Below are 26,438 nucleotides of genomic sequence, written 5' to 3' on the forward strand. Positions count from 1 at the left end.
GGTTAGTACGACTCGTTGATCGCGTGCGAGACGACCGGAATCATCGACTCGACGGTGACCTCGCGGGGGTTTCCCGGGGTGCACCAGTCTTCCTGGATGTGCTCGGAGATCTTGAGTACCGACTTCTCGTCACCCTTGATCACGTCGCCCTTACCGGCGTACTTGCCGGTGTTCATCCGGTTCTTGTCGTACGTCGCAGAACGGATCGACCCGAAGTTGTCGGGAATGCCGACATCCTTCGCGAGCCTGATGGCGGCTTCGACTGCCGCGTCGGCCGCCTGGACGGTGGTCATGTTCTTCGTGTCGACGCCCATGGCCACGGCGATCTCCGCGTAGCGCTCGTAGCGTGAGGGCAGGTTGTACTCCCACACGCGCGGCAGAGCGATGGCGTTGTTGAGGCCGTGAGCACTGTCGTAGAACGCACTGATCGCGTGGGAAATCGAGTGGATGACACCGAGTCCGCCGGAGTTGAACGCCTGCGTGGCGATGTACTGGGCGTTCATCATGCCCTCACGAGCCTTCAGATTGCCCGGGTCGTAGACGGCCTCGCGAAGGTGCTTGGACACCAGGCCGATCGAGTAGATCGCGTTGCCCAGCGACGGCGCGAAATCGAGACGCGACACGTACGGCTCGGCACCGTGCGCCAGAACGTCGAAGCCACAGAACGCGGTCCACTGCTGGGGGCAGGTGTAGTAGAGCAGCGGATCGTCCAGTGCCAGAGTCGGTGTCGACGCCTCGTCGAAGGCGAGCCACTTGTGCGGCTTCTCCATGTCCGAGGTGTCGGTGATGACGTACGCCCAGGACGTCTCCGAACCCGTTCCGGCGGTGGTCGATACGGCGATATGCGGTGGGTTCTGCTTGTTCGTGGACTTGGAGAATCCCTCGAACTCGTTGATGTTGCGGCCGTCGTGGGCAACGACGACGCGGATGCCCTTGGCCGCGTCGTGGCTGGATCCGCCACCGACGGAGATGACGCTGTCGCACTTCTCCTTCTGGTAGAGCGCGGCACCGTCCATGACGTTGTAGTCCTTGGGGTTCGACTCGACCTTGTCGTAGAGAACCACCTCGACGCCCTGGTATTCGATCTTGCCGATCAGTTCCTCGATGATCCCGGATCCGCGCAGTCCGGTGGTGACGAGCAGGGCACGCTTGAATCCGAGTTCCTTCGCCTCGACGCCGATCATGTCGTGAGCGCCGACCCCCAGCTTGGCGCGGGGCAGCGGGTGAAACTCCTTGATGGGGAATTCCCAGATCTGATTGAGCTCGATTGCCATCGGTGTCTCCTCGGTGAGTGTGGTCAGGAAACGCCTGGGGTGTGTGATCGGCGTCTCACTGATGACCACCATGGCCGCACCGAGAGGAGATCGGAACACCTGCAGGGCAGAACCGTTCCAACACCGCTGCCGGACTATCCGATTGGGCAGTACATGGTGCCCGTCCTCGGGAGGGGAGATCGAGGAGTGATTGCTGCGCTATCGATTTCGTCGCTGCACAACCGAGAACCCGACGACCGAGATCAACGCAAGAGCAATGACGAACGCCCCGTACACCTCGACCGTGGTGCTCAATCCGAGCCGGTGCACGGCGAGACCGGCGATCACCGCAGGCAGGCTGAAGGCGAGGTAGCTGATGACGAATGTCGTGGCGAACACGCCACCTCGCTCCGCAGCGGGGACCAACGAACCGAGCGTGCGCATCGCACCGAGAAACGTTGCTCCCCAGCCCGATCCTGCGACGACAGCGCCGACGAAATACAGCGCGACCGAGCCGATTTCGACCGACACCAAGGTCAGCGCGACGCCGCTTGCGAGCACCGACGCGCCGATCATCATCACCGTGCGAGGAAGCCCGTTGCGCACGACGACAGCTGCTACCGAGCCCGAGGCGAACAGCGAGAAGATCTCCAGGCCGCCCACGATGTGGTTGTCGATACCGAAGACGGTGCCGATGATCGACGGGCCCAGCGAGAGGTGGAACCCGCCGAGCGACCAGGTCGCGAACAGGGCAGGAGCAATGACCACGAACGGTGCCCGCACCGACTTCGGCAGCGAGGCTCGCGGCAGCAGGGTCGACGCCAGGTGACGTCGGGAATCGAAGCCGCGCATCGCCGACGTCTCCGGCACGAACAGCAGGGCCACGGCCAGTACTGCCGCGGCGGCGATCAACAGGGCGAACACGAGAATTTCGGGTGCCGGCGCCAACTGCACCAACAACCCGGCCCCGATTGCGCCTGCCGCCAGACCGAAGGAGGGGGCGACGCTGTTGAGCAGCGGGCCGGTCGACACGGTGGGCTGCAGATCGATGATGGCCGCACTCATGGCACCCGTCGCCGCGCCTGCGGCGATCCCCTGAACGACGCGAGCAGCGATCAATACCGGGACACTGTCGGCGACGATGAACAACACCAGACTGACAATCAACAGCAGCAGTGACGCGACCAGGATCGGTTTGCGTCCGATGTGGTCCGACAGACTTCCTACCGTGAGGAGAGTCAGCAGCAGCGCCAGCGCATAGACGGCGAAAACGACCGTGAGGGTGATCGCGCTGAACCCCCACGACTGCTGGTACACCGGGTACAGCGGCGACGGTGCAGCGGAGGACGCCATGAGGACGATGAAGGCGACGCCGACCACCCAGAAGGCGTATCGATGCGGAATCCGCGCCGCTGCTCTGCCCTGTACGTCCCGCGTGTCGACACCGACCATGTGCTCATTCCCTCCACTGCAACAACCGTTACCTCAGTGAAAGACAACGCACGAACCCACCGGGCATTCCCCGGCGGCGCGGAACTACCGGGCCCGCGCACCGTCGAGTAGCACCGTCGCCTCGCGGTAACGATGTGCACTCTCCGGCAGTACGCCTTCGATCCCGCTCAGCCACACCGAGACCGATCCGGTGCCGGCCCGCGCCGAACCGACCTCGTCCGCGCGCCGCACCGTCTGATTGGCCACGGCCGCCGCGCTGTCGAACATCGTCACGCCGTCCGGCAGACGCGCGACGATCTCCTCCAGCACCAACGGGTAGTGGGTGCACCCCAACACGATGGACTCGACGTCGTCGGGAGTGGCGGCCACCGCAGCGTCGATGGCCGCACGTATTCCGGTCGAGTCTCCGCGATCGATCGAATCGGCCAGGCCGTGGCAGGCCACGCTGGTCACCGTCCGACGAGAGGCGAATTCGTCGATCAACCGGGCCTGGTACGCACTTGCCGTCGTGGCCGCCGTCGCCCAGATCGCGATCCGATCACTGACCGCCGCTGCGGGCTTGATCGCCGGGACCGTCCCCACCACGGGGATCGCATCACCGAGCGCAGCCCGCACCTGGCTCAACGCCGTCACACTGGCCGTGTTGCACGGCAGCACCACGACCTGGGCTCCGAGTTCGACGGCATGCCGAGCGGTACCGACCACCCGATCGATCACCCACGCATCCGGTTTTGGACCCCACGGAGCGTTGTCGGGATCCATCATCAGCACCAGATCGAGCTCGGGACGCGACTCACGCAGGCGAGCAGCCGTCGGGAGCATTCCCAACCCCGAGTCGATCAGTGCGACGATCATGCCAGCGCTTGCTCGACGTCGCCCACCAGATCGGCACCGTCCTCGATACCGACGGACAGACGCACCAGGTCGTCCGGGACCTCGAGCAGCGAACCGGCAGTCGACGCGTGCGTCATCGCGCCGGGGTGCTCGATGAGCGACTCGACGCCGCCCAAAGACTCTGCGAGAGTGAAGATCTCGGTCTTCGCGCAGAAATCGAGAGCGGCCTGCTTGCCCCCGGCCAGCCGCACGGAGACCATGCCGCCGAACCGTCGCATCTGCTTCGCGGCCACCGCGTGAGACGGGTGCGACTCGAGGCCGGGGTAGATGACCTGCGAGATGGCCGGATGCCCGTCGAGGAATTCGACGATCTTCTCCGCGTTGTCGCTGTGCCGTTCCATCCGCAACGCGAGGGTCTTGATGCCGCGCAAGGTCAGGAATGCGTCGAACGGTCCGGGAACGCCCCCGGCACCGTTCTGCAGGAATGCGAACGCGGTATCGAGCTCTTCGCTGTCGGTCACCAGGGCGCCGCCGACGACGTCGGAGTGACCACCGATGTACTTGGTCGTCGAGTGCAGCACCACGTCGGCACCGAGGGACAACGGCTGCTGCAGGTAGGGAGACGCGAACGTGTTGTCGACGACCAGCTTGGCCCCGCCCTCGTGCGCGACGCCCGCGAGCGCCTCGATGTCACCGACATTGAGCAACGGGTTGGTGGGCGTCTCGACCCACACCAGCTTGGTGTTCGGACGCATCGCGGCGCGGACCTCGTCGACGTTCGAGACCGCGGCCACGGAGTACTCGATGCCCCACTGGGTGAAGACCTTGTCGATCAATCGGTACGTGCCGCCGTAGGCGTCGTTGGGAATGACGAGGTGGTCACCGGGACGCAGCGCCGACCGCAGCATGCAGTCGGTAGCGGCCATGCCCGACGAGAAAGCGCGACCGTAGGTACCGGATTCGATGGCTGCGAGGTTGGCCTCGAGCGGCCGACGCGTCGGGTTGCCGGTGCGCGCGTACTCGAATCCGCTACGCATTCCGCCGACCCCGTCTTGCGCGAAGGTGGAGCTGGCGTAGATCGGCACGTTGACCGCGCCGGTCAGTGGATCGGGCTCGTAACCCGCGTGGACCGCCTTCGTGGAAAAGCCCTGCCAGGAGGTGTTGTCTGCCTTGCTGCGCTGCTCACTCATGGCCTCCACACTAATCGGCCTGCGTCGCCCGGCAGGGGCGTGGGTAACCTGCGAAGACAACCCCCAGCGGAAAGAGGCACCGTGGCCAACTCCCAGAGCGTCGACGAACTGTTCGCGATCGATTCCCTCCTCGACGACGAAGAACGTCAGATCCGGGACACCGTCCGCAAGTTCGGCAACGAACGCATCCGACCACACATCGCCGACTGGTTCGACGAGGGCACCGTTCCCGCGCGTGAACTTGCCAAGGAGCTGGGCTCGCTCGGCCTGCTCGGCATGCATCTCGAGGGCTACGGCTGCGCCGGAACATCGGCGACGGCGTACGGGCTGGCCTGCCTCGAACTCGAAGCCATCGATTCCGGCATCCGCTCATTGGTCTCGGTGCAGGGCTCGCTGGCGATGTTCGCGATCTGGAAGTACGGGTCCGAGGAACAGAAGCAGCAGTGGTTGCCGGGGATGGCCGAGGGTTCGCTCATCGGCTGCTTCGGTCTCACCGAGGCCGACTTCGGGTCCAACCCCGGCGGCATGCTCACCCGAGCCAAGCGCGACGGTGACGACTGGATTCTCAACGGCAGCAAGATGTGGATCACCAACGGTCCGGTCGCCGACGTCGCCGTCGTATGGGCTCAGACCGACGACAAGGTCAGGGGTTTCGTCGTCCCCACGGACACCCCCGGATTCACCGCCAACACGGTGAAGAAGAAGCTGTCTCTGCGCGCGTCGATCACGGGCGAGCTGGTGTTCGACGACGTCCGGCTTCCTGCCGACGCGATGCTGCCCGAGGCCCGCGGCCTGAGCGGACCGTTGAGCTGCCTCAACGAGGCCCGGTTCGGCATCGTGTTCGGAGCGATGGGCGCGGCGCGGGACTGCATCGAATCGGCCGTCGAGTACTCCAAGACCCGCGCGGTGTTCGACAAGCCGCTGGCCGGATACCAGCTCACCCAGGCCAAGCTCGCGAACATGGCGCTCGAACTCGGCAAGGGTCAACTGCTCGCGCTGCATCTGGGCCGGCTCAAGGACAAGGGCGAACTGCCGGGCGAGCGAGTGTCACTCGGCAAGCTCAACAACGTGCGCGAGGCCATCAAGATCGCTCGTGAATGCCGAACCATCCTGGCCGCCAACGGAATCACGTTGGAATACCCCGTACTCCGGCATGCCAACAACCTCGAATCCGTCCTCACCTACGAGGGCACATCCGAGGTCCATCAACTCGTGATCGGGCAGGCGCTGACGGGCTCCAGCGCTTTCCGATAAGGCGGCTGCGCCGCTTGTGAGCGGAACCTCGTAGCCTGCTACGAAGTTCCACTCACATGCCTAGGCACCCTTACTGAGGAATCCGAGCAGATCGTGGCGGGTGATGACGCCGACGGGCTTGCCCTCTTCGACGACCATCAGCGCATCGGACTCGCCGAGCGCTTTGGTGGCGTCGGAGACGGTTTCGCCTGCACCGATCAGCGGGAACGGCGCGCTCATGTGCTTGGCAACGGGGTCGGCCAACGCTGCGCGCCCCTCGAACACCGCACTGAGCAGATCGCGCTCGGTGACACTGCCGGCAACCTCGCCTGCCATGACGGGCGGCTCGGCTCCGACGACGGGCATCTGCGAGACGCCGTACTCGCGCAGGATCTCGATGGCGTCGCGCACGGTCTCGGACGGGTGGGTGTGCACCAGATCGGGCAGAGCGCCGGACTTGCCACGCAACACTGCGCCGACCGAGGTCTCCTCGGTGGTGCCGTCCAACCGCGAACGCAGGAATCCGTACGAGGACATCCACGAGTCGTTGAAGATCTTCGCCAGGTAGCCGCGGCCACCGTCGGGCAGCAGAACGACGACCAACGCGTCGGGGCCTTCACGCTCGGCAACCTGAATGGCCGCGACAGCAGCCATGCCGCACGAGCCGCCGACCAGCAGGCCTTCCTCGCGGGCGAGGCGACGAGTCATGTCGAACGAGTCGTTGTCGGACACGGCGATGATCTCGTCCGGGATGGACGGGTCGTAGGCGGTCGGCCAGAAGTCCTCACCGACACCCTCGACCAAGTACGGACGTCCCGTGCCACCGGAGTACACCGATCCCTCGGGGTCGACGCCGATGACTTTGACCTTGCCGCCGGAGACCTCCTTGAGGTACTTGCCGGTGCCGGAGATGGTGCCGCCGGTGCCGACGCCTGCGACGAAGTGCGTGATCTTGCCGTCGGTGTCGGCCCAGATCTCGGGCCCGGTGGTCTCGTAGTGGCTGGCCGGGCCGGCCGGGTTGGCGTACTGGTTCGGCTTCCACGCTCCCTCGATCTCGCGGACGAGTCGGTCGGAGACGCTGTAGTAGCTGTTGGGGTCTTCGGGCGCGACGGCCGTGGGGCAGACGACGACCTCGGCACCGTAGGCACGCAGCACGTTGCGCTTGTCCTCGCCGACCTTGTCGGGGCACACGAACACACACTTGTAGCCACGCTGCTGAGCGACGAGCGCGAGGCCGACGCCGGTGTTACCGGACGTGGGCTCGACGATGGTGCCGCCGGGCTTCAACTCGCCCGAGGCCTCGGCTGCGTCGATCATCTTGACGGCGATGCGGTCCTTCGACGAACCACCCGGGTTGAGGTACTCGATCTTGGCTGCGACCGTGCCGGCGCCGTCGCCGATGACGGAGGACAACTTCACCAACGGGGTGTTGCCGATGAGTTCGGTGATGTGCTGTGCGATGCGCATTGCTCCATCTTCCCAGATGCAGGTATCGGACTCACGGCCACGGCTGTCGACACCCGCATACGATGGTGAGGGGGCACGACGAGAGGGATCGATCTGTGACGGCGAGCGGATGGCGTACCGCCGCGAAAGCGAGCGCCGCGACGGTACTTGCAGGCTCTGGAGCAGGGACTGCGTCCTGGGCCGCGTACCGACATCTGATGGGGCAGGCCGCTGCGGCCCGCGGCGTCATCGGACGCAACATTGCCAAGCCACCCGAGGCCGACGGGGTCTACACCGCCGGCTGCGCGGCACCCGAGCGGTGGCGCATGGGAAGTTCAGCAGATATTCATCTGATGATCTTCGGCGACTCCACCGCGGCAGGCGTGGGTTGCACTGTGGCCGACGAGGTCCCGGGTGTCCTGCTCGCCCGCGGGTTGGCCGAGGAAACCGGTCTACGAATCCGCTTGAGCACCAAAGCAATTGCCGGTGCCACGTCCAAGGGACTCGAAGGTCAGGTCGACGCCATGTTCGTCGCGGGCCCGCCGCCCGATGCCGCGGTGATCTTCATCGGCGCGAACGACGTCACCAAGAAATTCTCCATTCCGGCATCAGCGGCCAGGCTGGGCGATGCAGTCGAACGATTGACGGCCAAGGGCTGCGTCGTCGCCGTGGGCACGTGCCCCGATCTCGGTGTCGTGACGGCCATTCCGCAACCGCTGCGTACCGTCGTCCGCAATTGGGGTCGGCGGCTGGCCCATGCCCAGACGGCCAGGACTCTCGGCGCCGGCGGGCATCCGGTAGCCCTGGCGGATCTGCTGGCACCGGAGTTTCTGGCCGCCCCCGACACGATGTTCTCGGCGGACCGCTTCCACCCGTCCGCTGCGGGTTACGAGCTGGCCGCGCAACAGATTCTGCCGGTGCTCGCCTCGGCCCTCGGCGTATGGCACGGCGGTCCACTGCCCGAACTGCCGACGGTGTCCGCCGCCGCCGAATCACGCAGAGCCATCCCCCGCGCCACCGCCGCAGTGGACCGCTTTCTCCGGCGCAGAACTGCCGAGCTCGACGCCGAGATCGACAGCGCGGCGGAGGATCTCCTACGTCGTGGCGATGGCCGTTCGGCGGGGTTGTAAGTTCGATCAGGAGACATCGCCTACTCGGCGGTAACAGAGCAGGTAAGCAGTATCGATATCGAAGGAGATCTCATGCCAGAGGCAGTCATCGTCGCCACCGCGCGCTCACCGATCGGCAGGGCGATGAAGGGTTCGCTCAAGGACATTCGTCCTGACGACCTTACCGCTCAGATGGTCGCCGCCGCGCTGGCCAAGGTGCCCTCGCTCGACCCGAAGGACATCGACGACCTGCTCCTGGGCTGCGGCCTGCCCGGCGGCATGCAGGGCAACAACCTTGCGCGCATCGTCGCGGTTCAGCTCGGCTACGACTCACTGCCCGGAACGACGATCACGCGCTACTGCTCATCCTCGCTGCAGACCACCCGCATGGCGCTGCACGCGATCAAGGCAGGCGAGGGTGACGTGTTCATCTCCGCAGGCGTCGAGAGCGTGTCCAGCTTCATCCACGGCAGCTCGGATTCGCTTCCGGAAAGCCACAACCCGATCTTCGCCGACGCCGAGGCCCGTACCAAGAAGGCACAGGAAGAGGGCGCGGACAGCTGGACCGATCCCCGCGAGAACGGCGAGCTGCCCGACGCGTACATCGCGATGGGCCAGACGGCCGAGAACGTCGCCCTGCTCACCGGCATCAGCCGTGAGGACCAGGACCGCTGGGGCGTCCGCAGCCAGAACCGCGCCGAAGAGGCCATCAACGCCGGCTTCTTCGAGCGGGAGATCACCCCGGTGACCCTGCCCGACGGCACTGTCGTCACCACCGACGACGGCCCTCGCGCCGGCACCACGTACGAGAAGATCAGCCAGCTCAAGCCTGTCTTCCGTCCGAACGGCACCATCACGGCCGGTAACGCGTGCCCGCTCAACGACGGCGCAGCAGCGCTCGTCATCATGAGCGACACCAAGGCCAAGGAGCTGGGCCTGACCCCGTTGGCTCGCATCGTCTCCACCGGCGTCACCGGCACGTCTCCGGAGATCATGGGCCTGGGGCCGATCGAGGCCACCCGTAAGGCGCTGAAGATCGCGGGCATGTCCATCTCCGACATCGACCTGTTCGAGATCAACGAGGCCTTCGCGGTGCAGGTCCTCGGTTCCGCCCGTGACCTCGGCATCGAAGAGGACAAGCTCAACGTCTCCGGCGGTGCTATCGCGGTCGGCCACCCGTTCGGCATGACCGGTGCCCGCATCACCACGACTCTGCTGAACAACCTGACGACTCACGACAAGACGTTCGGTGTCGAGACCATGTGTGTCGGCGGCGGCATGGGCATGGCCATGGTGCTCGAACGTCTCAGCTGATCCGAGACGCACAACGAAAAAGCCCCGCCCTCCGAATCGAAGGGCGGGGCTTTTCGCGTGAGTACTAGTCGTTCTGGAAGTAGCTCAGCAGACGCAGGATTTCGACGTACAGCCAGACCAACGTGATGGTCAAACCGAGGGCGACGCCCCAGGCTGCCTTCTCCGGAGCCTGTGCGCGGATCAGCTGATCGGCCTGGTCGAAGTCCAGCAGGAAGCTGAACGCCGCAATGCCGATGCAGACGAGGCTGAAGATGATGGCGATGGGTCCGCCGTCACGCAGCCCGAATCCACCGTCCATGAAGAAGCTGGCGACAAGGTTGCCGAGCATGAGCACGACGACACCGATGAGGGCACCGACGATCATGCGAGTCAGACGCGGCGTGACGCGAATAGCGCCGGTCTTGTAGACGATCAGCATGCCGAAGAACACGCCGAACGTGCCGAGGATGGCCTGGCCGATCAGTGCCGATCCGCCGACTCCGCCGAACGAGACGTCGGTGAACATCAGCGACAGCGCGCCGAGGAACACACCTTCCGCCGCGGCGTAGGCAAGCACGATTGCCTTGTTGTCCATCTTGCGACCGAACGTCGCGAACATGACCAAGCCGAAGCCGATGAGGCCGCCGCCGATCACGAAGGGGATGGCCAAGCCCGGATTACCCGAGACCAGGAAGTACGAGATGATCGCCGTGACGCTGAGCACACCGAGGGTGATGCCGGTCTTGGTGACCACGTCGTCGATCGTCATGGCCCGCTGAGCGGGCTGCGTGGTGTACGGGTCGGCCTGTGTTCCGGGATGCTGGCCGAACGTTGCGGCCTGCGAGGCTCCAGCCGTCGCAGATCCGAATGTGGCGTATCCGCCGCCCTGCTGCTTGGGCAGGTTGCGGAACACCGGGTTGCTGGAGGTGCGCACCGTGTCTCTTCCCTTCGTAAGTTCTGATCCCCACCGGGGATCTCCCCGTCGGTCATCAGTAGAACGTTCGACATCCGGACAAAAGTTCCCGTGACGAGAACCTCTACGTCGGACAAAACGGACTCTACCGGGTCGCCCCTCGACAGGCAGCCACGACCGCGTGTGTGACACCGAATCGAAACGGGCACTATGAGGAAATGGCAATCGAAGACGGACCCGACCAGACCTTGGACCAAAGCGAAAGCCTCGACTCCGACGAGGTGCGCAACGACGACGGCGACACCGTGGTCGATCCCCCGGACCACTGGAGCGAAGCCAACAGTTTCGGCACCACCGCCCGTGAAGCAGCCGAGGGTGAGAGCCTCGACCTCAAGCTCAGCGAAGAAGAACCCGACATCGCCGTCGAGGAGGATCTCGACCGCCCGATCACCGAGACCCCGGACGACGAATTGACCGAAGAACTGGTCGACCACGTCATCGAGGAGTCCGACGAGGATCCCGACATCGATTACGCGGAAGGCCAGCGTCAGGCCGAGATCGTCGAAGGGACTCTCGTCGAGGATCGTGGGCGCGACAGGGGCCAGATCGACGGCACCCCGGAAGACGGCGGCCCCGTCACCTGACGCTCTCGCATCTGGTCTTCACCGTTACTCGCTCGGGCGCACCGAGCGAGTGACGGTGAACTTGGTGTTGCGTCCCATCGGATCGGTGGGCCCGACGGCGTCGGCGAGAGCCCGACGATAGTTCAGGTGCGTATTGAACACCGTCCACAGCTGTCCGCCCGGCCGCAGCACGCGTCCGGCGGCCTCGAACAACTTGCCTGCCCCGCCTGTGTGTACCGCAGCGCCCTCGTGGAACGGCGGGTTGCAGACGATCAGGTCGACCGACCGGGACTCGAACGTCGACATCGCGTCGTCGGCCACCACCGAGATCGTGGTCCCGTTCGCTTCGGCGGTGGCAGCGGCCGACGCGATGGCCGCGGCGGATCGGTCCGTCGCGATCACCTCGAGACCGGGCCTGGTTCGAGCCAATTCGGTCGCGAGAATTCCACTGCCGCACCCCAGATCGACGGCGTTGGTTGCGCGAGGTGCCATCTTCGGCACGAACCCCAGTAGAAATCTCGTCCCGATATCGAGGCCGGCCCCGGCGAAGACCGCGCCGTGAGCCACGACCGTCAGGCCGAGGTCGTCGATTCGTTTGTCGACCGGATACGTCATCTCCGACGCCACTGCCCCGGTCGCGGTCAGTACCCGCGCCTTCTGCCGTCCCCGACCCGCCGTGACGGTCTCGAACGACCGCCCGAGGATGTCGTTCATCGCAGGCGTCATGTGTTTGTCCCGGCCGCCGGCCAGGACGACGACGTTCCGGAGCGCATGCGCCGCGATGTGCTCGGCGATCTCGGTGAGCTCGGCCAGACCTCGCGGCAACTGCATCAACACGGTGCCGACGCCGTCGAGCAGTTCCGCACCCAGCCCGTGGTGGGTGTACGTGCCGACCATCGACACACGCGCCGCGTTCAGCTCCAGAGCGCGTACGCCGGTAACAGCGTCCTGGTGCACTCGCACGTCGGTGAACCCCAGGGCCGCCGCACCCAGAGTCAGAGCGCCGTAGCGATCACCGATCACAGCAATCGGTGCCGTGCGGTCGACCCCCAGTTCGTCGACGGTATCGAGCAGCAGACGATCTGCCGCGTCGACCGCATGCAGATTGGGTGCCTCGGCATCGGGCTCACGCCGCAGAGCTTCGAACAACGTTTCATCGGACACCCGGGCAGTATTCCACCGAACGCGACCGGCCGAGCGCGGTCGTTCCGCGCGGCAAGTGGCTATTGCGACCGATGAGGTGCATGCTCGGGGAATGGAACACAAAGACAAGAACGAGGCGCTCTTCAGCCACCCCGACGACGCATCGACCGATGCCTCGGCCGAAGCGACCAAGCCCGCCGTCTACACGGCCCTCTTCAGCGGTGCCAACGACTGACGCTCACGACAGATACCGCAGGTACTCCAGCGCCTTGGTCGCGTGTACGTGACCGCGCTCGCTCTGCACCACCATCCGCACCGTTCGGTGCCGATCGATCACGAACGTCGTCCGCTTCACGGACAACAACTGCCGTAGGTAACTGCGACGAGCCACGTTCGAGTGGCCGCGCTCGAAATCCCGAAGTCGACGCCTACGGGCGAACCACCCGCCGCGCCGCACTCCGAACTGTTCGGCCACCGCACCGTCGGAATCCGAGAGCAACGGGAAGTCGAACGACCTCTGCAGAGCGAAATGTTGGTTCTTGTCTCGGGTATCGGTGCTGATCCCCACTCGCTGCGCACCGAACCTGCCGAACTCCGCTCCCAGATCCCGAAAATGGCACGCCTCGGCCGTGCAGATCGGACTGTTCGCAGCCGGATAGAAGAACAGGACCACCGGCCCCGACGCCGTGAGCTCGGTGAGCGCACGACGTTCACCGGAATGATCGGGCAGCTCGAAATCCGGGGCGGTCTGTCCGATTCGCATGACGCAGAGGGTACCGCTCGGCTCGCAACGAGCAGGGCCGTGGCCGTCAACCGCGCGGTACGAGCCACTTTCGCAGTCGTGCGGTGACGAACGGCATCACCACGTACACCATCAGCGGAGTGCACATCATCACTACGACCGCAGTCCGCAGGGCCACGTTCAGGTGGGTCAGATGTGGAGTGATCACGAGGTTCACCAACAGGCTGACGGCATAGAACGCAACACCGATGGACACGGCCTGCTTCCACCGCGGCGGCGGACCGCCCACGACGCGCACGGCGTCGGTCAGGTTCGACTGTGGCTCGAACCATCCCTCCACGCCGGAAAGCCGATGTGTCACAACGTCGTCCGCTATCGGTCGGCCACGGCCGAGCCAATCGCGCCTCGCCTCCGAACGCAACCACGCCTCGAGATGGTCGTGCGTCTCGAATCGATACACCACGTGATAGTCACTGGATTCGGCCGAGCTGCGCAGCCAGCCTCCGCCGAGAAAGCCCGGGAAGGTTCGCACCAGGTCGATGCCCCGGTCGGTCCATTCGACGAAGTCCGCCTCGTGTCCCTCGCGAACGCGTCGTGCGACCGAGGTCGTGACGTGCTCGAGCGTGTCGGTCATGGCCATGGGGTCCCCTCCTGCGCTGGTTCGTCGTCGGTGCGTTCTACACAGACTGTGTCGAAATGGACCGAGTATCAAATCAGGAACCGGATTGCAGACCGATGGCATACTGAAGCCCGCTGTGTGACTATTCGTCCACGAGCTTCCATCGCGATCGGTCTGGAGTGGACGTATGGCACCGAGCGAGACCGAATACGAACTCGACGACGTCGACCGACGGATCGTCACCGAACTGAGCCGAGACGGGCGCATGTCCATGAGGGCCCTCGCCGAGGCCACCCACATTTCCCGCGCACATGCCTACGTTCGCGTCGACCGCCTTGTCGACGAAGGTGTGATCGAGGGTTTCACCGCCCGTATCGCGTACGAGAAAGCCGGATTCGGCGCATCCGCGTATGTCGCACTGTCGATTCGGCAGGATTCCTGGCGGGCTGTCGCCGACGACCTCAGCACGTTCCCCTTCGTCGAACACGTCAGCCTGATGGGCGGCGACTTCGACGCCTTGGTCCTCGTGCGCGCACCGGACAACTCGGCATTGCGACACCTGGTACTCGACAAGTTGCAAGGGCTGGACGGGATACTCTCGACGCGGACGTGGCTGATCTTCGACGAAGCAGTCGGCCCCGGAGCGCAGTGGTTCACGCCGAAGCCGAACAGGAGACATCCATGAGCGCCACCGAACAGCCCGCCCTCTCGGACGTCGTTGTCATCGGCGGCGGCATCGGCGGTGTCTCACTCGCATACGAACTCGCCGGCGACCGCCGTGTCACGCTGCTCGAGCGTGAGTCCACGTTGGCGTTCCACACCACCGGTCGATCCGCGGCTCTGTTTCTGGAGACGTACGGCAACAGCACGATTCGCGCCTTGACGACCGCCAGCCGAGACTTTCTGGTGAACCCACCCGACTGCTTCCGGTCGGATTTGCTCACTCCGCGTCCGCTGTTGCAATTCGCGGCCACGGGACGCGGCGATGCCCTCGAAGCGATGTACACCGACGTCAGTCGCCTCACTCCCGACGCGCAGCTGGTCTCCCCCACCGACGCATGCACATTCTTCCCACCGCTCCGGCCCGAGCTGATCGATTGCGCTCTGTACGAACCGCATTCGATGGAGGTCGACGTCCATGCTCTGCATCAGGGATTCGTCGGAGGGCTGCGACAGCGGGGCGGTCGGATCCACACCAAGGCCTCGGTGACCGAGCTCGAGCGCGTGAACGGTCTGTGGCACGTACACACCTCGGACGGGACGACTCACCGGGCTCCACTGGTCGTGAACGCGGCAGGGGCCTGGGCGGATGTCGTCGGTGCGATGGCCGGGGCCCGCCACATCGGCTTGGTTCCCAAGCGCAGGTCGGTCTTCATGGTCGCCGCACCCGACGATCTGGACACAAAGAATCTGGCGACACTGAGCGACATCGACGAGAAGTTCTACATCAAACCCGAAGGCGCACAACTGTTGTGTTCGCCGGCCGACGAGACGGCGGTCGAACCGAGCGATGCCCGTCCGGACGAGCTGGAGATCGCGCGGGCGTTCGACGACATCGCCGAGGTGACTACCCTGACTGCGCGACACGTTCGTTCGTCCTGGGCCGGACTGCGCAGCTTCGTTCCCGATCGCACCCCGGTGGTCGGGTTCGACCCCGAGCTCGAGGGCTTCTTCTGGTGCGCCGGGCAGGGCGGCTACGGAATCCAGACGTGCGCGGCGCTGGCCCGGGTGGGCGCGGCTGTCGTTCGCGGAGAACCGGTTTCGGCAGATGTGGCCGAGCGCGGCCTTCTCGAAGCGGATCTGTCGCCCCGCCGTCTCGGCTAGAGGCGCTGCGCGCCACGTGCGCGGAAACTCGACCTGGGCTACGAAGTTCCACTCACGACGTGAGACCTCAGCCGGCGACGACGCGTCGCAGATCGCGCACTGTCGTCCGATAGATGTCCAGCAGGTCGGCATCCTGCCCGCCGTCGATCCGTACCGCCCAGTCGTCGAAGGCGATGCGCAGGGCCATACCGGCACCTTCGACCAACAGTCGTGCATACGAACGTGATTCGTGGTCGCCGAGGCGCTCGGTCACCGCATCGGTGACGCGGCACAGTGTCATCGCGTCGGCCGCGAAGGCTGCGGCCCGCAGATGCGCGTCGATACCGATCAGTCGCCGAGTGCGTAGGAGTCGGTCGCGCTCCTCCTCGGGCGCTGTCGACAGTCGCTCGACGGACTGCTCGTACAACGCTTCGATTCCAGGCAGCGTGATGCGCTCGGGCGCGGTGGCAGCGAGCCACTGGTCGAAGTCGACCTCGAAGTCAGGGTCGATGCCGAGAACGGACTCCTCCTTCGAGGCGAAGCTGCGAAAGAACGTACTCGGTGACACCCCCGCTCGGCGCGCGATCTCGTCCACCGTGGTCGCGGCGCAGCCCTGCTTCTCGAACAGCTCGAGTGCGGCGCGGGTGATCTCGAGCCGAGTGTCTCGGCGACGTCGCTCTCGCAGGTCCGGCACTCGTTCGCTCATCCTCGTCCATCCGTCGACTGCGGTCGTCATTCGCTGTCAACTTACCAGCATTCGTCAAGTTGACAGTCACTGTCATAATGATTGAAGCTATCTACATACGATTGCACGCTTCGATCCCATACGCGAAAGTTTGTCGACACATGAGTTCACCCGAGACCGACCGCACCTCCGACGAGCAACTCGCGCCGGGCAGCAAGCTACTGATCGGCATATTGGTCATCGCGGCCTTCGTCATGATCCTCAACGAGACGATCATGAGCGTGGCGCTCCCGACCCTGATGGTCGACCTCGAGATCACGGCAACGACGGCCCAGTGGCTCACCACCGGATTCCTACTGACCATGGCGGTGGTCATTCCCGTCACCGGCTACCTGTTCCAACGCTTCACACTGCGTCAGGTGTTCGTGACAGCGATGACCCTGTTCACCGTCGGCACCCTGCTCGCGGCCTCGGCACCCGGTTTCGAGCTACTTCTGCTCGGCCGCATCACGCAGGCCAGCGGGACGGCGATCATGCTGCCGCTGCTCATGACCACAGTGCTCACCGTCGTCCCGGCCCACAAGCGCGGCGCGATGATGGGTGTGATCTCCATCGTCATCGCCGTCGCACCGGCTGTCGGCCCCACCATCTCCGGAGTCATTCTCGACTCGTTGAATTGGCGTTGGATGTTCTGGCTGGTGCTTCCCATCGCGCTCGTCGCGTTCGGCATCGGAACCACACTGGTGAAGAACGTGACCGAGACGGGACGGCCCTCGTTCGATCCCACGTCGGTCGTGTTGTCCGCCTTGGCGTTCGGCGGCATCGTCTACGGCCTGAGCAGCCTCGGTCATTCCGCCGAGGAGTCCGTCGTACCGGTCTGGTTGCCGTTGGTGGTGGGAGTGATCGCACTCGTCGTCTTCGTGCTGCGGCAGATCGCCCGCCAGGAACGCGGCGGCGCGCTGCTGGACATGCGTCCGTTCCGCACGCCCACCTTCAGCATCGGACTCGGCATGATCGCGATCTCGATGATGGCCCTGTTCGGTGCCCTGATCCTCCTGCCGATGTATCTGCAGAACGTGCGCGGACTCGACACCCTCGCAACCGGCCTGATGCTCCTGCCCGGCGGATTGCTGATGGGTCTGCTCGCCCCCTTCGTCGGCCGCATCTTCGACCGAATCGGGCCGCGCCCGTTGGTCATTCCCGGAGCCATGGTGGTGAGCGCCGCGTTGTGGTCGATGACGGTGCTGGACGCACAGTCGGCACTACCGCTGGTCGTCGGTATCCACATGCTGCTCTCGGCGGGGCTCGCGCTCATCATGACTCCGCTGATGACCTCCTCGCTCGGATCCCTTCCCACCCGCCTGTACTCGCACGGCAGCGCAATCTTCAACACCGTGCAGCAGCTGGCCGGAGCCGCAGGAACCGCGTTGTTCGTCACCGTCATGTCGAACACCGCAGCGGCCCGAATCTCCGACGGGGCAACGCAGGTGGGTGGTTCCGAGGCAGGCATCCACACCGCATTCCTGTGCGGTGGGGCGGTGTCACTGGTCGCGGTGGCTGCGTCGTTCTTCATTCGAGCACAGGCAAGCAGTGATCGGGACGAGGCCGTGTCGGCGCAACCGGTGCACTGAACCCCGGCGGCATCCACACCGCGCCGCCGCGGTCAGCCGAGCGCGATCAGATCGATCGGGTGAGTCAGCAGACGACCGACGAGGGCGAGGAATTCCGACCCCTGTTGGCCGTCGACCAGTCGGTGATCGAACGAGAGCGACAGTGTCGTCACCGACCGTAAAGCGATCTCGCCGTTGTGTTCCCACGGCGTTCGACGGATGGACCCGAAGCACAGGATGGCCGCCTCGCCCGGGTTGAGGATCGGCGTGCCTGCGTCGACTCCGAACACCCCCACGTTGGTGATGGTGATGGTGCCGTCGGCCAGATCGGCCGGACTGCTCTTGCCCTCCTTTGCGATACGCGTCAGGTCGGCCAGGGCACGCGCGATGTCCACCAGAGAGAGCTCGTGTGCGTTCTTGATGTTGGGCACCATCAATCCGCGGGGTGTCGCCGCCGCGATGCCGAGGTTGACGTAGTACTTGGTCACGATCTCCTGCGCAACCTCGTCCCAGCTCGAGTTCAGCGACGGATTCGATTTCAGCGCGACGAGAACGGCTTTGGACACCAGAGCCAACGGTGTCAGACGCACGTCCCGGAAGTGTGTGGAGGACCGCAGCGACTCGAGGAGTTCGAGCGTCTCGGTCACGTCGACGGTCACGAATTCGGTGACGTGAGGTGCAGTGAACGCACTTCGCACCATGGCCTCGGCGGTGTGCTTGCGTACACCCTTGATCGGAGTGCGCTCCTCTCGACCGGTCCGCCCGGATCCCGACTGCTGCGCCTCGGTCTCGAGCTGCACGTCGGTGTCAGTCTGCACATCGGTGTCACTCCGCACATCCGACCCGCTCTGCAGGTACGACTCCACGTCCTGACGGGTGACGTCGCCGTGGCGTCCACTCGCAGGCAGCTCGTTCAGATCGACGCCGTTGTCCTTGGCCATCTTTCGTACCGGTGGGGCCGCAAGCGGCTTTCCGTTCTGCTCGTTCGGAGCGGACGCCGCGGGTGGGTCGACGCGGCCACCGCGTCGGCTCGAGCCTTCCTTCGCGACGCCGTAACCCACGAGCACCGGGACGCGCTCGTCCTCGTCCTCCCCGGACGACGTGGTCTGAACCGGGGAAACGGACTGCTCTGGATCGGAAACAACCGGTTCGTCGTCACCGCCGACTCTGATGTCGATGATCGGCACTCCGACCTCTACCGTGTCGCCCTCGGAAACATGTAGGGCAGCAACAACACCGGCGAACGGAGAAGGCAATTCCACGGCAGCCTTGGCCGTCTCGACCTCGGCGATGTTCTGGTTGAGTTCGATGGTGTCACCGACCGCGACGAGCCAGGTCAACAGGTCGGCCTCGGTGAGGCCCTCCCCCAGGTCGGGCAGCGGAAAACTCTTGATGGTGGACATCGTCGAATCCTGTTCGGTCGGTATCGGCAGAGAATGTGATCGGGGCGAAACTGCAGCTCAGTGGGAACGGCAGCGGTCCACTGCGTCGAGGATCCGGTCGACGTCGGGAAGATAGAACTTCTCGAGCTTCGACGCCGGGTACGGCGTTCCGAATCCGCCAACCCGCAGCACCGGCGCTTCGAGGTTGTAGAAGCACCGCTCGGAGATGCGAGCGGCTATCTCCGAGCCGAGGCCCATGAAGACCGGTGCCTCGTGTGTGACGACGAGCCGCCCGGTCTTGCGCACCGACGCTTCGACGGTCTCGAAGTCGATCGGCGACAGCGACCGCAGATCGATGACCTCGATCGAGATACCCTCGTGTGCAGCAACTTCGGCTGCCTTACGGGCAGTGGACACCAACGGTCCGTAGGCCACCAGTGTGATGTCGGTGCCCTCGGTGACCACCCGCGCCCGATGCAGCGGAAAGGCGGTGTCGAGATCGACGCCGAGGTCGATCGGACTCTTCTCCCAGTATCGACGTTTGGGTTCGAAGAACAGCACGGGATCGTCGCTGGCAATGGCCTGCTGGATCATCGAGTAGCCGTCGGCGGCGTTGCTGCAGGTCACCACGCGCAGTCCGGCGGTCTGGGCGAAGTAGCCCTCCGGTGATTCCGAATGATGTTCCACTGCACCGATTCCGCCGCCGTAGGGCACTCGGATGGTCATGGGGATCTTGACATTTCCGCTCGTGCGATAGTGCAGTTTCGCCACCTGCGACACGATCTGATCGAACGCCGGGTAGATGAAGCCGTCGAACTGGATCTCGCACACGGGACGGAATCCGCGCATCGCCAGGCCCACAGCGGTACCGATGATGCCCGATTCGGCCAGCGGCATGTCCAGCACTCGTCCGGGCCCGAAGTCCTTCTGCAGGCCGTCGGTGATGCGGAAGACGCCACCGAGCTTGCCGATGTCCTCGCCCATCAGCAACACCTTGGGGTCGTTCTCCATAGCGCGACGCAGGCCGGCATTGATGGCTTTGCCGAGCGGCAGGCTGGTGGGCCGTTCCAGGGTGGTCATGACGTGACTCCTTCGAATCCAGCTCGGTAGGAGGCGAATTGGGCACGCTCGTCGTCGAGCAAAGAGTGTGGGTCGGCGTAGACGTTGTCGAACACCGTCATCGCCGCGGGTTCGACGGTCTCGAGGCATCCACGTCGCAGATCGGCGGCGACGTCGTCCGCCGTCCGCTGGACCGAGGCCACGAACTCGTCGTCGAACACGCCGATTCGTCTGAGCAGCTTCTCGATTCGGTCGATCGGATCCTTGGCACGCCACTCGTCGTCCATGGCCCCGGATCGATACCTCGTCGGATCGTCGGACGTGGTGTGCGGCCCCATGCGGTAGGTGACGGCTTCGATGAGCGTCGGGCCGCTGCCCTCACGGGCGCGGGCGAGCGCTGCTCTGGTCACGGCCAGCACCGCGAGGACGTCGTTTCCGTCGACCCGTACCGATGGGATGCCGAATCCCTCACCGCGTGCCGCGATCGTGGACTTGGTCTGCACGGTGACCGGTTCGGAGATCGCCCACTGGTTGTTCTGGCAGAAGAACACCACCGGTGCATGGAAACTGGCCGCGAACCCGAGAGCCTCCGAGATATCGCCCTGGCTGGTCGCTCCGTCTCCGAAGTAGGTGATGGCCGCGCCGTCGGCACCCTCGAGCTGCATGCCGATCGCGTATCCGGTCGCGTGCAGACCCTGCGAACCGACGATGATCGCCGGCGTCGTCATTCGATATTCGTACGGGTCCCATCCCGACAGGGTCGATCCCCGCCAGAAACGGAGCATCCGAGTGGGATCGACTCCGCGGCAGTAAGCCACCCCGTGCTCGCGGTAGCTGGCGAACACGAAGTCCTCGGAGTCTAGTGCGCGGGCCGAGCCGACCTGCGCCGCTTCCTGTCCGAGCAACGGAGCCCACAGCCCCAACTCGCCTTGCCGCTGCAGCGCGGTGGCCTCGGCGTCGATGCGCCGGACGACCACGAGATCGCGATAGATCTCCTTCATCGCAGCCGTGTCGATGTCCGCGACCAGAGGTGAATACGTCTCGTTGCGGACCACCGTTCCGGATTCCTTGATCAGCTGTATCAGCGAGGTGGTGTTCATGTCCGTGGCACTCTCCGTCGTGATGTGATGTCCTTCACAAGGACACCACCGACGCCCAGCGTGCACAAGTGATGACTTCAGAATTACGCAGTGTGCACAATATCGGGTAACGACCGAGCTACAGGAAGTGCGCAATGACCGATCTCGACAAGACCGACGCCCGACTCCTCCTCGCCCTCTGCGCCAAGCCTCGGGCCACCGGCGTCGAACTCGCCACCACGTTGGGCCTGTCCCGCAACACCGTCCAGGCACGCCTCGGGCGGTGGGACGACAAGGGGTCTCTGACCCCCATCGATCACCGTATTCCGCCGAAGTCGCTGGGACGTCCGTTGCAGGCCTTCGTGACCGCTCAGGTCAATCAGCACACGTTGGCAGCGGTCACCGAACACCTCCGCACGATCCCCGAAGTACTCGAGGTGTTCGGTCTGTCCGGCGCCGCGGACATGCACATCCGCATTGCGGCGGTCGACGCCGACGACCTGTACCGCATAGCAGGCCTGATCCTCGACATTCCTGGCGTCGAGCGGACCAACATGTCGATTGCCATGTCCGAGCTGATTCAGTACCGAACCAAGCCGTTGCTCGAACAGCTCGCCGACGACGGCCGCCGCTGAGCACCCCGACCATCCCCGTCGGGCCGATACCGACCGCATCACGCAATCTGCACGGTCCGAGCGATGCCGGTTGACCGGTCTGCGTCGTGCACGACACCCTGTGACGGACAAGACATCCGGGTAGCCGCTGCATCTGCTCCCATCCCCTGACCGAAAGAGACCGACTGTGTCCGTCGTTGCCGACCACTCTGCCGTCACACCCACTCGACATCGCTCTTCTGTTGCCCAGACCGCGAATTCGGCTTCGGCACCGGCCGCACCCGGTGTCTTCGACCGGCCCGACATGCCATCCGACTCCGCGCACGAGCGCGTGGTGTTCTGCCACGATCGAGACACCGGTCTGCGCGCGATCGTCGCGATTCACTCGACCGTGCTGGGACCGGCACTCGGCGGAACTCGCTTCTACCCCTACGCAAGCGAGCAGGACGCCGTGACCGACGTATTGAGACTCTCCCGCGGGATGACCTACAAGGCGGCTGTCGCAGGGGTGAATCTGGGCGGCGGGAAGGCAGTCATCATCGGCGACCCGACCGTCATCAAGACCCCGACATTGCTCGAGGCCTACGGCCGGTTCGTCGAATCGCTCGGCGGCACGTACGTCACGGCAGGCGACGTCGGCACCAACAGCGACGACCTCGATATCGTCGCCGAAGAAACGGCCTACGTCGTCGGTAAGAACACCACTGCGGGCGGCACCGGCGACAGCGGTCCACAGACGGCCCTGGGGGTCTATCTCTCCCTGCTGGCAGCAGCCGAATCGATTTGGGGCTCCGACGATCTGACCGGCAGACGAGTAGGTGTCGAAGGCGCAGGCAAGGTGGGTTACAACCTGGTGGCGCTCCTGCGCGGAGCGGGTGCCGACGTGCTCGTGAGCGACTCCTACGAACCCGCCCTCGAACGGATCGCCCAGGACTTCCCCGGCGTCACGATCGGAACCGACATCATCGGGGCCGACATCGATGTGTACGCCCCGTGCGCCTTGGGAGCAACGCTCGACGCGTCCTCGGTGGACCGGCTGTCGGCGTCCATCGTGTGCGGTGCCGCGAACAATCAACTGCTCACGCCCGACGTCGAATCGCTGCTGGCCGCCCGGGGCATCGTCTGGGTACCGGACTACGTGGCCAACGCCGGCGGCTTGATTCAGGTGGAAGGTGAACTGCGCGGACGAAATTCGGCCGAGGTGATGGCAACGATCGGACAGATCCGTACTACCGTCGCCGGCATATTCACCATGGCACGCAGCGAAGGGATCCTGCTCGGAGCAGCCGCGGACCGACTGGCCGAGAAGCGAATTGCGGCCGCCCGAGAATAGGGACCGCACGCCCGGTGCGCTCCACCCGGCAGCGCATGTACCGCGCTGGCCTCAGGAGTGGAGCGCACCGCTGCGATCTACTGCACCGCTGCGATCTACTGCAGCGCCCGTCTACTGCAGCGCAATGTACTTGGTCTCGAGGTATTCCTCGATCCCTTCCGAGCCGCCCTCTCGTCCGAAGCCCGACTCCTTCACACCACCGAAGGGGGCCGCGGCGTCGGAGATGGCACCCCGGTTGACCCCCACCATGCCGGTGTCGAGAGCAGCCGAGACCCGCAGAGCCCGATCGAGGCTCTCGGTGTAGAAATAGGCCACCAATCCGTACCGGGTGTCGTTGGCCGCGGCGACGGCCTCGTCCTCGGTCTCGAATCCGACGATGGCGGCAACCGGCCCGAAGATCTCGTCGCGCAACAGGTTCGCGTCGGCCGGGATGCGGTCGAGCACAGTGGGTGTGAAGAAGAACCCGGGACCGTCGGGTGCCGATCCGCCGGTGCGGATGCGGGCGCCCTTGGCAACGGCATCGTCGACGAGTGCCGACACCGTCCGTCGCTGCTTGTCGTTGATGAGTGGTCCGATGTCGGTACCGTCGCGATCACCGGGGCCGACCGTCAGTGCTGCGATTCTCGCGGTCAGCTTCTCGGTGAATTCCTCGCGAACGGGCTCGGCCACGTACAGACGGTTTGCTGCAGTGCACGCCTCGCCGCCGTTGCGCATCTTCGCCAGCATCGCTCCGTCGACGGCGGCATCGATGTTCGCGTCCTCGAAGACGATGAACGGCGCATTGCCACCGAGCTCCATCGATGTCCGGAGCAGTCGGTCGGCTGCATTGCGCACCAGCAGCTTTCCCACTCCGGTCGATCCGGTGAAGGTGACCTTCCTCAGTCTGGGGTCGTCCATCAGCGGACCGGTGACGGATGCAGCGTCCGAGGCCGGGAGCACCGACAGCACACCGCTGGGCAATCCGGCGTCGGCGAACACCTGGCCGAGCAGGAGCATCGTCAGTGGGGTGTCCTCGGCCGGCTTGACGATGACGGTGCAACCCGCTGCGAGCGCGGGACCGATCTTGCGAGTTCCCATGGCCAGCGGGAAATTCCACGGAGTGATCGCGAGTACCGGGCCGACCGGCATCTTGGTGACCAGGATGCGGCCGTTACCGGCGGGTGCAGGGGTGTACCGGCCGCCGATTCGGACCGCTTCCTCGCTGAACCAGCGCAGGAATTCACCGCCGTAGTTGACTTCACCGCGACTCTCCGCCAACGACTTTCCCATTTCCAGGGTCATCAGCAGAGCGAAATCGGCTGCACGTTCCTGCAACAGGACGAAGGCGCGCCGCAGAATTTCGGCTCGCTCCCGTGCAGGCGTTGCCGCCCACTCCGGTTGCGCCGCGGCAGCGAGATCGAGGGCCGCGATGCCGTCGGCTGCGCCTGCGTCGGCGACGGTGGTCAGTTCCTCACCGGTGGCGGGATTCAGGACGGCGAATCGCGCGCCCGACTGCGCGGGGGTCTGCTTTCCACCGAGCCACAGGTCGGTGGGCAGCGAGGACAACAGCTGCTCGACGGCCATGTCAGAGTCCCTTCGAAGCGTCGCGCAGTGCGTTCTCGAGGACCGTGAGTGCGTCGTCGAGCAACTCGTCGGAGATCACCAGCGGCGGAAGCAGGCGGATGACGTTGCCGTAGGTTCCGCACGTCAACACGATCACGCCTGCCGCGAGTGCCGCAGCGGCAACGGCTTTGGTGGCCTCGGGGTTCGGCTCACGTCCACCCGGTACGACGAGCTCGACGGCAAGCATGGCCCCACGGCCTCGAACCTCACCCATGATCCCCACCTCCGGCATCAACGCCGTGAGCCGATCGACGACGATGCGTTCGATGTCGCGAGCGCGGGCGTTGAGGTCGAGGGTCTCCATCTGTTCGATCGATGCCAGCGCAGCGGCGCATGCGACGGGATTGCCTCCGTAGGTGCCGCCGAGCCCACCGGGATGCACGGCGTCGATCAGATCGGCCCGGCCCGTCACCGCGGCCAGTGGCATACCGCCCGCGATGCCCTTGGCCATGGTGATCAGGTCCGGCACGATCCCCTCGTGCTCGCTGGCGAACCAGGCACCGGTGCGGGTGAATCCGGACTGCACCTCGTCGGCGATGAACACGACATCGTGCTTGCGCGCCCACTCGGTCAGCGCAGGCAGGAAGCCGTCCGCCGGCACGACGAAGCCGCCCTCACCCTGGATCGGCTCGATCAGGATGGCCGCGAGATTGTCTGCGCCGACCTGCTTTTCGATCATGGAGATCGCACGGGCGGCGGCCTGTGCACCGGTGACGGCCGATCCGTCGGCACCGAGTCCTTCACGGAACGGGTACGACATCGGAACTCGATAGACCTCGGGAGCGAACGGCCCGAATCCACTCTTGTACGGCATCGACTTCGAGGTCAGAGCCATCGTCAGGTTCGTGCGGCCGTGATACGCGTGGTCGAACACGACCACGGCCGAGCGGCCGGTGGCGTGCCGGGCGATCTTGACTGCGTTCTCGACGGCCTCGGCACCACTGTTGAACAGGACGGTGCGCTTGTCGTGATCTCCCGGCGTGAGTTCGGCCAACTTCTCGGCGACCGCGATGTATCCCTCGTAGGGCGCGATCATGAAACAGGTGTGCGTGAAGTGAGCGACCTGATCCTGCACGGCGGCAACGACAGCCGGATTCGACGCACCCACGGTCGTCACGGCGATACCGGCACCGAGGTCGATCAACGAATTGCCGTCGACGTCGACCACGACGCCGCCGTCCGCGTCGGCCACGTACACCGGCAACGTCGATGCAACGCCTGCACCGACGACGGCCTTGCGGCGCTCGGCCAGAGCCGACGATTTCGGGCCGGGGAACGCGGTGACGATCCTGCGCTCCTGCGGAAGTCGGTATTCGATCGAAGCCATGGTCGCACCTTTCGGGTTGGTCTCTGTGCAGCAAGTATGCGACCGTGAGGGTCGACCGGAGACTGCCGATACGTACATTCAGGTGCAGAAGCAC

25 protein-coding genes are annotated in these 26,438 nt (G+C 65.1%); 10 read left to right on the forward strand and 15 right to left on the reverse strand.

Going from position 1 to position 26,438, the window contains the following annotated elements; genetic code table 11:
* Nucleotides 1-2: 2 nt before the first annotated feature.
* The 4 genes from mdo to J2X62_RS00995 form a co-directional block, all read right to left on the reverse strand.
* Nucleotides 3-1,274 carry an NDMA-dependent methanol dehydrogenase gene (gene mdo / locus J2X62_RS00980; RefSeq protein ID WP_027496261.1) on the reverse strand — a complete coding sequence of 424 codons (1,272 nt, stop codon included), beginning with the start codon at nucleotides 1,272-1,274 and terminating at the stop codon, nucleotides 3-5.
* A gap of 198 nt (nucleotides 1,275-1,472) precedes the next feature.
* Nucleotides 1,473-2,705: an MFS transporter gene (locus J2X62_RS00985; RefSeq protein ID WP_032365665.1), complete on the reverse strand. Its 1,233-nt coding sequence runs from the start codon at nucleotides 2,703-2,705 to the stop codon at nucleotides 1,473-1,475.
* 84 nt (nucleotides 2,706-2,789) lie between these two features.
* Nucleotides 2,790-3,560, reverse strand: a complete 771-nt coding sequence (locus tag J2X62_RS00990; RefSeq protein ID WP_310176343.1) for an aspartate/glutamate racemase family protein — start codon at nucleotides 3,558-3,560, stop codon at nucleotides 2,790-2,792.
* Nucleotides 3,557-4,729 carry a cystathionine gamma-synthase gene (locus J2X62_RS00995; RefSeq protein WP_032365667.1) on the reverse strand — a complete coding sequence of 391 codons (1,173 nt, stop codon included), beginning with the start codon at nucleotides 4,727-4,729 and terminating at the stop codon, nucleotides 3,557-3,559. Before J2X62_RS00995 ends, J2X62_RS00990 begins: the two co-directional genes overlap by 4 nt.
* Nucleotides 4,730-4,810: 81 nt before the next feature.
* On the opposite strand from J2X62_RS00995, the gene J2X62_RS01000 reads away from it, so the two are divergent.
* A complete protein-coding gene (locus J2X62_RS01000; RefSeq protein WP_032388183.1) occupies nucleotides 4,811-5,983 on the forward strand; it encodes an acyl-CoA dehydrogenase family protein in 1,173 nt (390 codons plus the stop codon).
* Between the two features lie 60 nt (nucleotides 5,984-6,043).
* Here the strand turns inward: J2X62_RS01000 and J2X62_RS01005 are convergent, their stop codons facing one another.
* Nucleotides 6,044-7,429: a cystathionine beta-synthase gene (locus J2X62_RS01005; RefSeq protein ID WP_032375640.1), complete on the reverse strand. Its 1,386-nt coding sequence runs from the start codon at nucleotides 7,427-7,429 to the stop codon at nucleotides 6,044-6,046.
* A gap of 62 nt (nucleotides 7,430-7,491) precedes the next feature.
* Between J2X62_RS01005 and J2X62_RS01010 the strand changes: the two genes are divergently transcribed.
* Nucleotides 7,492-8,538, forward strand: a complete 1,047-nt coding sequence (locus tag J2X62_RS01010) for an SGNH/GDSL hydrolase family protein (protein ID WP_397517581.1) — start codon at nucleotides 7,492-7,494, stop codon at nucleotides 8,536-8,538.
* A gap of 72 nt (nucleotides 8,539-8,610) precedes the next feature.
* On the forward strand, nucleotides 8,611-9,831 hold the full coding sequence (locus J2X62_RS01015; RefSeq protein WP_027496254.1) for an acetyl-CoA C-acetyltransferase: 1,221 nt from the start codon (nucleotides 8,611-8,613) through the stop codon (nucleotides 9,829-9,831).
* Between the two features lie 64 nt (nucleotides 9,832-9,895).
* Here the strand turns inward: J2X62_RS01015 and J2X62_RS01020 are convergent, their stop codons facing one another.
* Complete coding sequence (locus tag J2X62_RS01020; RefSeq protein ID WP_027496245.1) at nucleotides 9,896-10,744, reverse strand: Bax inhibitor-1/YccA family protein; 849 nt, start codon at nucleotides 10,742-10,744, stop codon at nucleotides 9,896-9,898.
* A 197-nt stretch (nucleotides 10,745-10,941) separates the two neighbouring features.
* Between J2X62_RS01020 and J2X62_RS01025 the strand changes: the two genes are divergently transcribed.
* Complete coding sequence (locus tag J2X62_RS01025; RefSeq protein ID WP_027496244.1) at nucleotides 10,942-11,367, forward strand: hypothetical protein; 426 nt, start codon at nucleotides 10,942-10,944, stop codon at nucleotides 11,365-11,367.
* A gap of 24 nt (nucleotides 11,368-11,391) precedes the next feature.
* On the opposite strand, the gene J2X62_RS01030 is transcribed toward J2X62_RS01025, so the two are convergent.
* Nucleotides 11,392-12,510, reverse strand: coding sequence for a class I SAM-dependent methyltransferase (locus J2X62_RS01030; protein ID WP_094643824.1), 1,119 nt, complete (start codon nucleotides 12,508-12,510; stop codon nucleotides 11,392-11,394).
* Nucleotides 12,511-12,601: 91 nt separating this feature from the next.
* On the opposite strand from J2X62_RS01030, the gene J2X62_RS01035 reads away from it, so the two are divergent.
* On the forward strand, nucleotides 12,602-12,724 hold the full coding sequence (locus tag J2X62_RS01035) for a hypothetical protein (RefSeq protein ID WP_255032376.1): 123 nt from the start codon (nucleotides 12,602-12,604) through the stop codon (nucleotides 12,722-12,724).
* A gap of 3 nt (nucleotides 12,725-12,727) precedes the next feature.
* On the opposite strand, the gene J2X62_RS01040 is transcribed toward J2X62_RS01035, so the two are convergent.
* Nucleotides 12,728-13,252, reverse strand: coding sequence for a peroxiredoxin (locus J2X62_RS01040; RefSeq protein WP_027496242.1), 525 nt, complete (start codon nucleotides 13,250-13,252; stop codon nucleotides 12,728-12,730).
* A gap of 46 nt (nucleotides 13,253-13,298) precedes the next feature.
* On the reverse strand, nucleotides 13,299-13,865 hold the full coding sequence (locus J2X62_RS01045; RefSeq protein ID WP_032366526.1) for an antibiotic biosynthesis monooxygenase: 567 nt from the start codon (nucleotides 13,863-13,865) through the stop codon (nucleotides 13,299-13,301).
* A 172-nt stretch (nucleotides 13,866-14,037) separates the two neighbouring features.
* Here J2X62_RS01045 and J2X62_RS01050 point away from each other — a divergent pair, with 172 nt between their 5' ends.
* Together J2X62_RS01050 and J2X62_RS01055 are read left to right on the forward strand one after the other, a co-directional pair.
* Nucleotides 14,038-14,535, forward strand: a complete 498-nt coding sequence (locus J2X62_RS01050; RefSeq protein ID WP_027496240.1) for an Lrp/AsnC family transcriptional regulator — start codon at nucleotides 14,038-14,040, stop codon at nucleotides 14,533-14,535.
* Entirely contained in the window at nucleotides 14,532-15,674 is a 1,143-nt protein-coding gene (locus J2X62_RS01055; RefSeq protein ID WP_310176373.1) for an FAD-dependent oxidoreductase, read from the forward strand. The genes J2X62_RS01050 and J2X62_RS01055 overlap by 4 nt, the downstream gene beginning before the upstream one ends.
* 67 nt (nucleotides 15,675-15,741) lie before the next feature.
* Here the strand turns inward: J2X62_RS01055 and J2X62_RS01060 are convergent, their stop codons facing one another.
* Nucleotides 15,742-16,389 carry a helix-turn-helix domain-containing protein gene (locus J2X62_RS01060; RefSeq protein ID WP_310176376.1) on the reverse strand — a complete coding sequence of 216 codons (648 nt, stop codon included), beginning with the start codon at nucleotides 16,387-16,389 and terminating at the stop codon, nucleotides 15,742-15,744.
* A 110-nt stretch (nucleotides 16,390-16,499) separates the two neighbouring features.
* Here J2X62_RS01060 and J2X62_RS01065 point away from each other — a divergent pair, with 110 nt between their 5' ends.
* Entirely contained in the window at nucleotides 16,500-17,969 is a 1,470-nt protein-coding gene (locus J2X62_RS01065; RefSeq protein WP_310176379.1) for an MDR family MFS transporter, read from the forward strand.
* A gap of 32 nt (nucleotides 17,970-18,001) precedes the next feature.
* On the opposite strand, the gene J2X62_RS01070 is transcribed toward J2X62_RS01065, so the two are convergent.
* The 3 genes from J2X62_RS01070 to pdhA are packed head-to-tail and all read right to left on the reverse strand — an operon-like array spanning nucleotide 18,002 to nucleotide 21,489.
* Nucleotides 18,002-19,351, reverse strand: a complete 1,350-nt coding sequence (locus J2X62_RS01070) for a dihydrolipoamide acetyltransferase family protein (RefSeq protein WP_310176381.1) — start codon at nucleotides 19,349-19,351, stop codon at nucleotides 18,002-18,004.
* A 57-nt stretch (nucleotides 19,352-19,408) separates the two neighbouring features.
* The gene (locus J2X62_RS01075; protein WP_310176383.1) at nucleotides 19,409-20,410 is read right to left on the reverse strand and encodes an alpha-ketoacid dehydrogenase subunit beta; all 1,002 of its coding nucleotides are present in this window, start codon (nucleotides 20,408-20,410) and stop codon (nucleotides 19,409-19,411) included.
* A complete protein-coding gene (gene pdhA / locus J2X62_RS01080) occupies nucleotides 20,407-21,489 on the reverse strand; it encodes a pyruvate dehydrogenase (acetyl-transferring) E1 component subunit alpha (protein WP_310176385.1) in 1,083 nt (360 codons plus the stop codon). The genes J2X62_RS01075 and pdhA overlap by 4 nt, the downstream gene beginning before the upstream one ends.
* A gap of 134 nt (nucleotides 21,490-21,623) precedes the next feature.
* Between pdhA and J2X62_RS01085 the strand changes: the two genes are divergently transcribed.
* Both J2X62_RS01085 and J2X62_RS01090 read left to right on the forward strand, forming a co-directional pair.
* Nucleotides 21,624-22,103 (forward strand): Lrp/AsnC family transcriptional regulator, encoded by a 480-nt coding sequence (locus J2X62_RS01085; protein WP_027496234.1) that lies wholly within the window; start codon nucleotides 21,624-21,626, stop codon nucleotides 22,101-22,103.
* Nucleotides 22,104-22,386: 283 nt separating this feature from the next.
* Nucleotides 22,387-23,415 carry a Glu/Leu/Phe/Val dehydrogenase dimerization domain-containing protein gene (locus J2X62_RS01090; protein WP_310176387.1) on the forward strand — a complete coding sequence of 343 codons (1,029 nt, stop codon included), beginning with the start codon at nucleotides 22,387-22,389 and terminating at the stop codon, nucleotides 23,413-23,415.
* Between the two features lie 111 nt (nucleotides 23,416-23,526).
* Here the strand turns inward: J2X62_RS01090 and J2X62_RS01095 are convergent, their stop codons facing one another.
* Both J2X62_RS01095 and gabT read right to left on the reverse strand, forming a co-directional pair.
* Nucleotides 23,527-24,978: an NAD-dependent succinate-semialdehyde dehydrogenase gene (locus J2X62_RS01095; RefSeq protein WP_032366251.1), complete on the reverse strand. Its 1,452-nt coding sequence runs from the start codon at nucleotides 24,976-24,978 to the stop codon at nucleotides 23,527-23,529.
* Between the two features lies 1 nt (nucleotide 24,979).
* Nucleotides 24,980-26,344, reverse strand: a complete 1,365-nt coding sequence (gene gabT / locus J2X62_RS01100) for a 4-aminobutyrate--2-oxoglutarate transaminase (RefSeq protein WP_032371094.1) — start codon at nucleotides 26,342-26,344, stop codon at nucleotides 24,980-24,982.
* Nucleotides 26,345-26,438: the final 94 nt, after the last annotated feature.

Source organism: Rhodococcus sp. 3258, assembly GCF_031456475.1.
Classification (GTDB): Bacteria; Actinomycetota; Actinomycetes; order Mycobacteriales; family Mycobacteriaceae; genus Rhodococcoides; species Rhodococcoides fascians.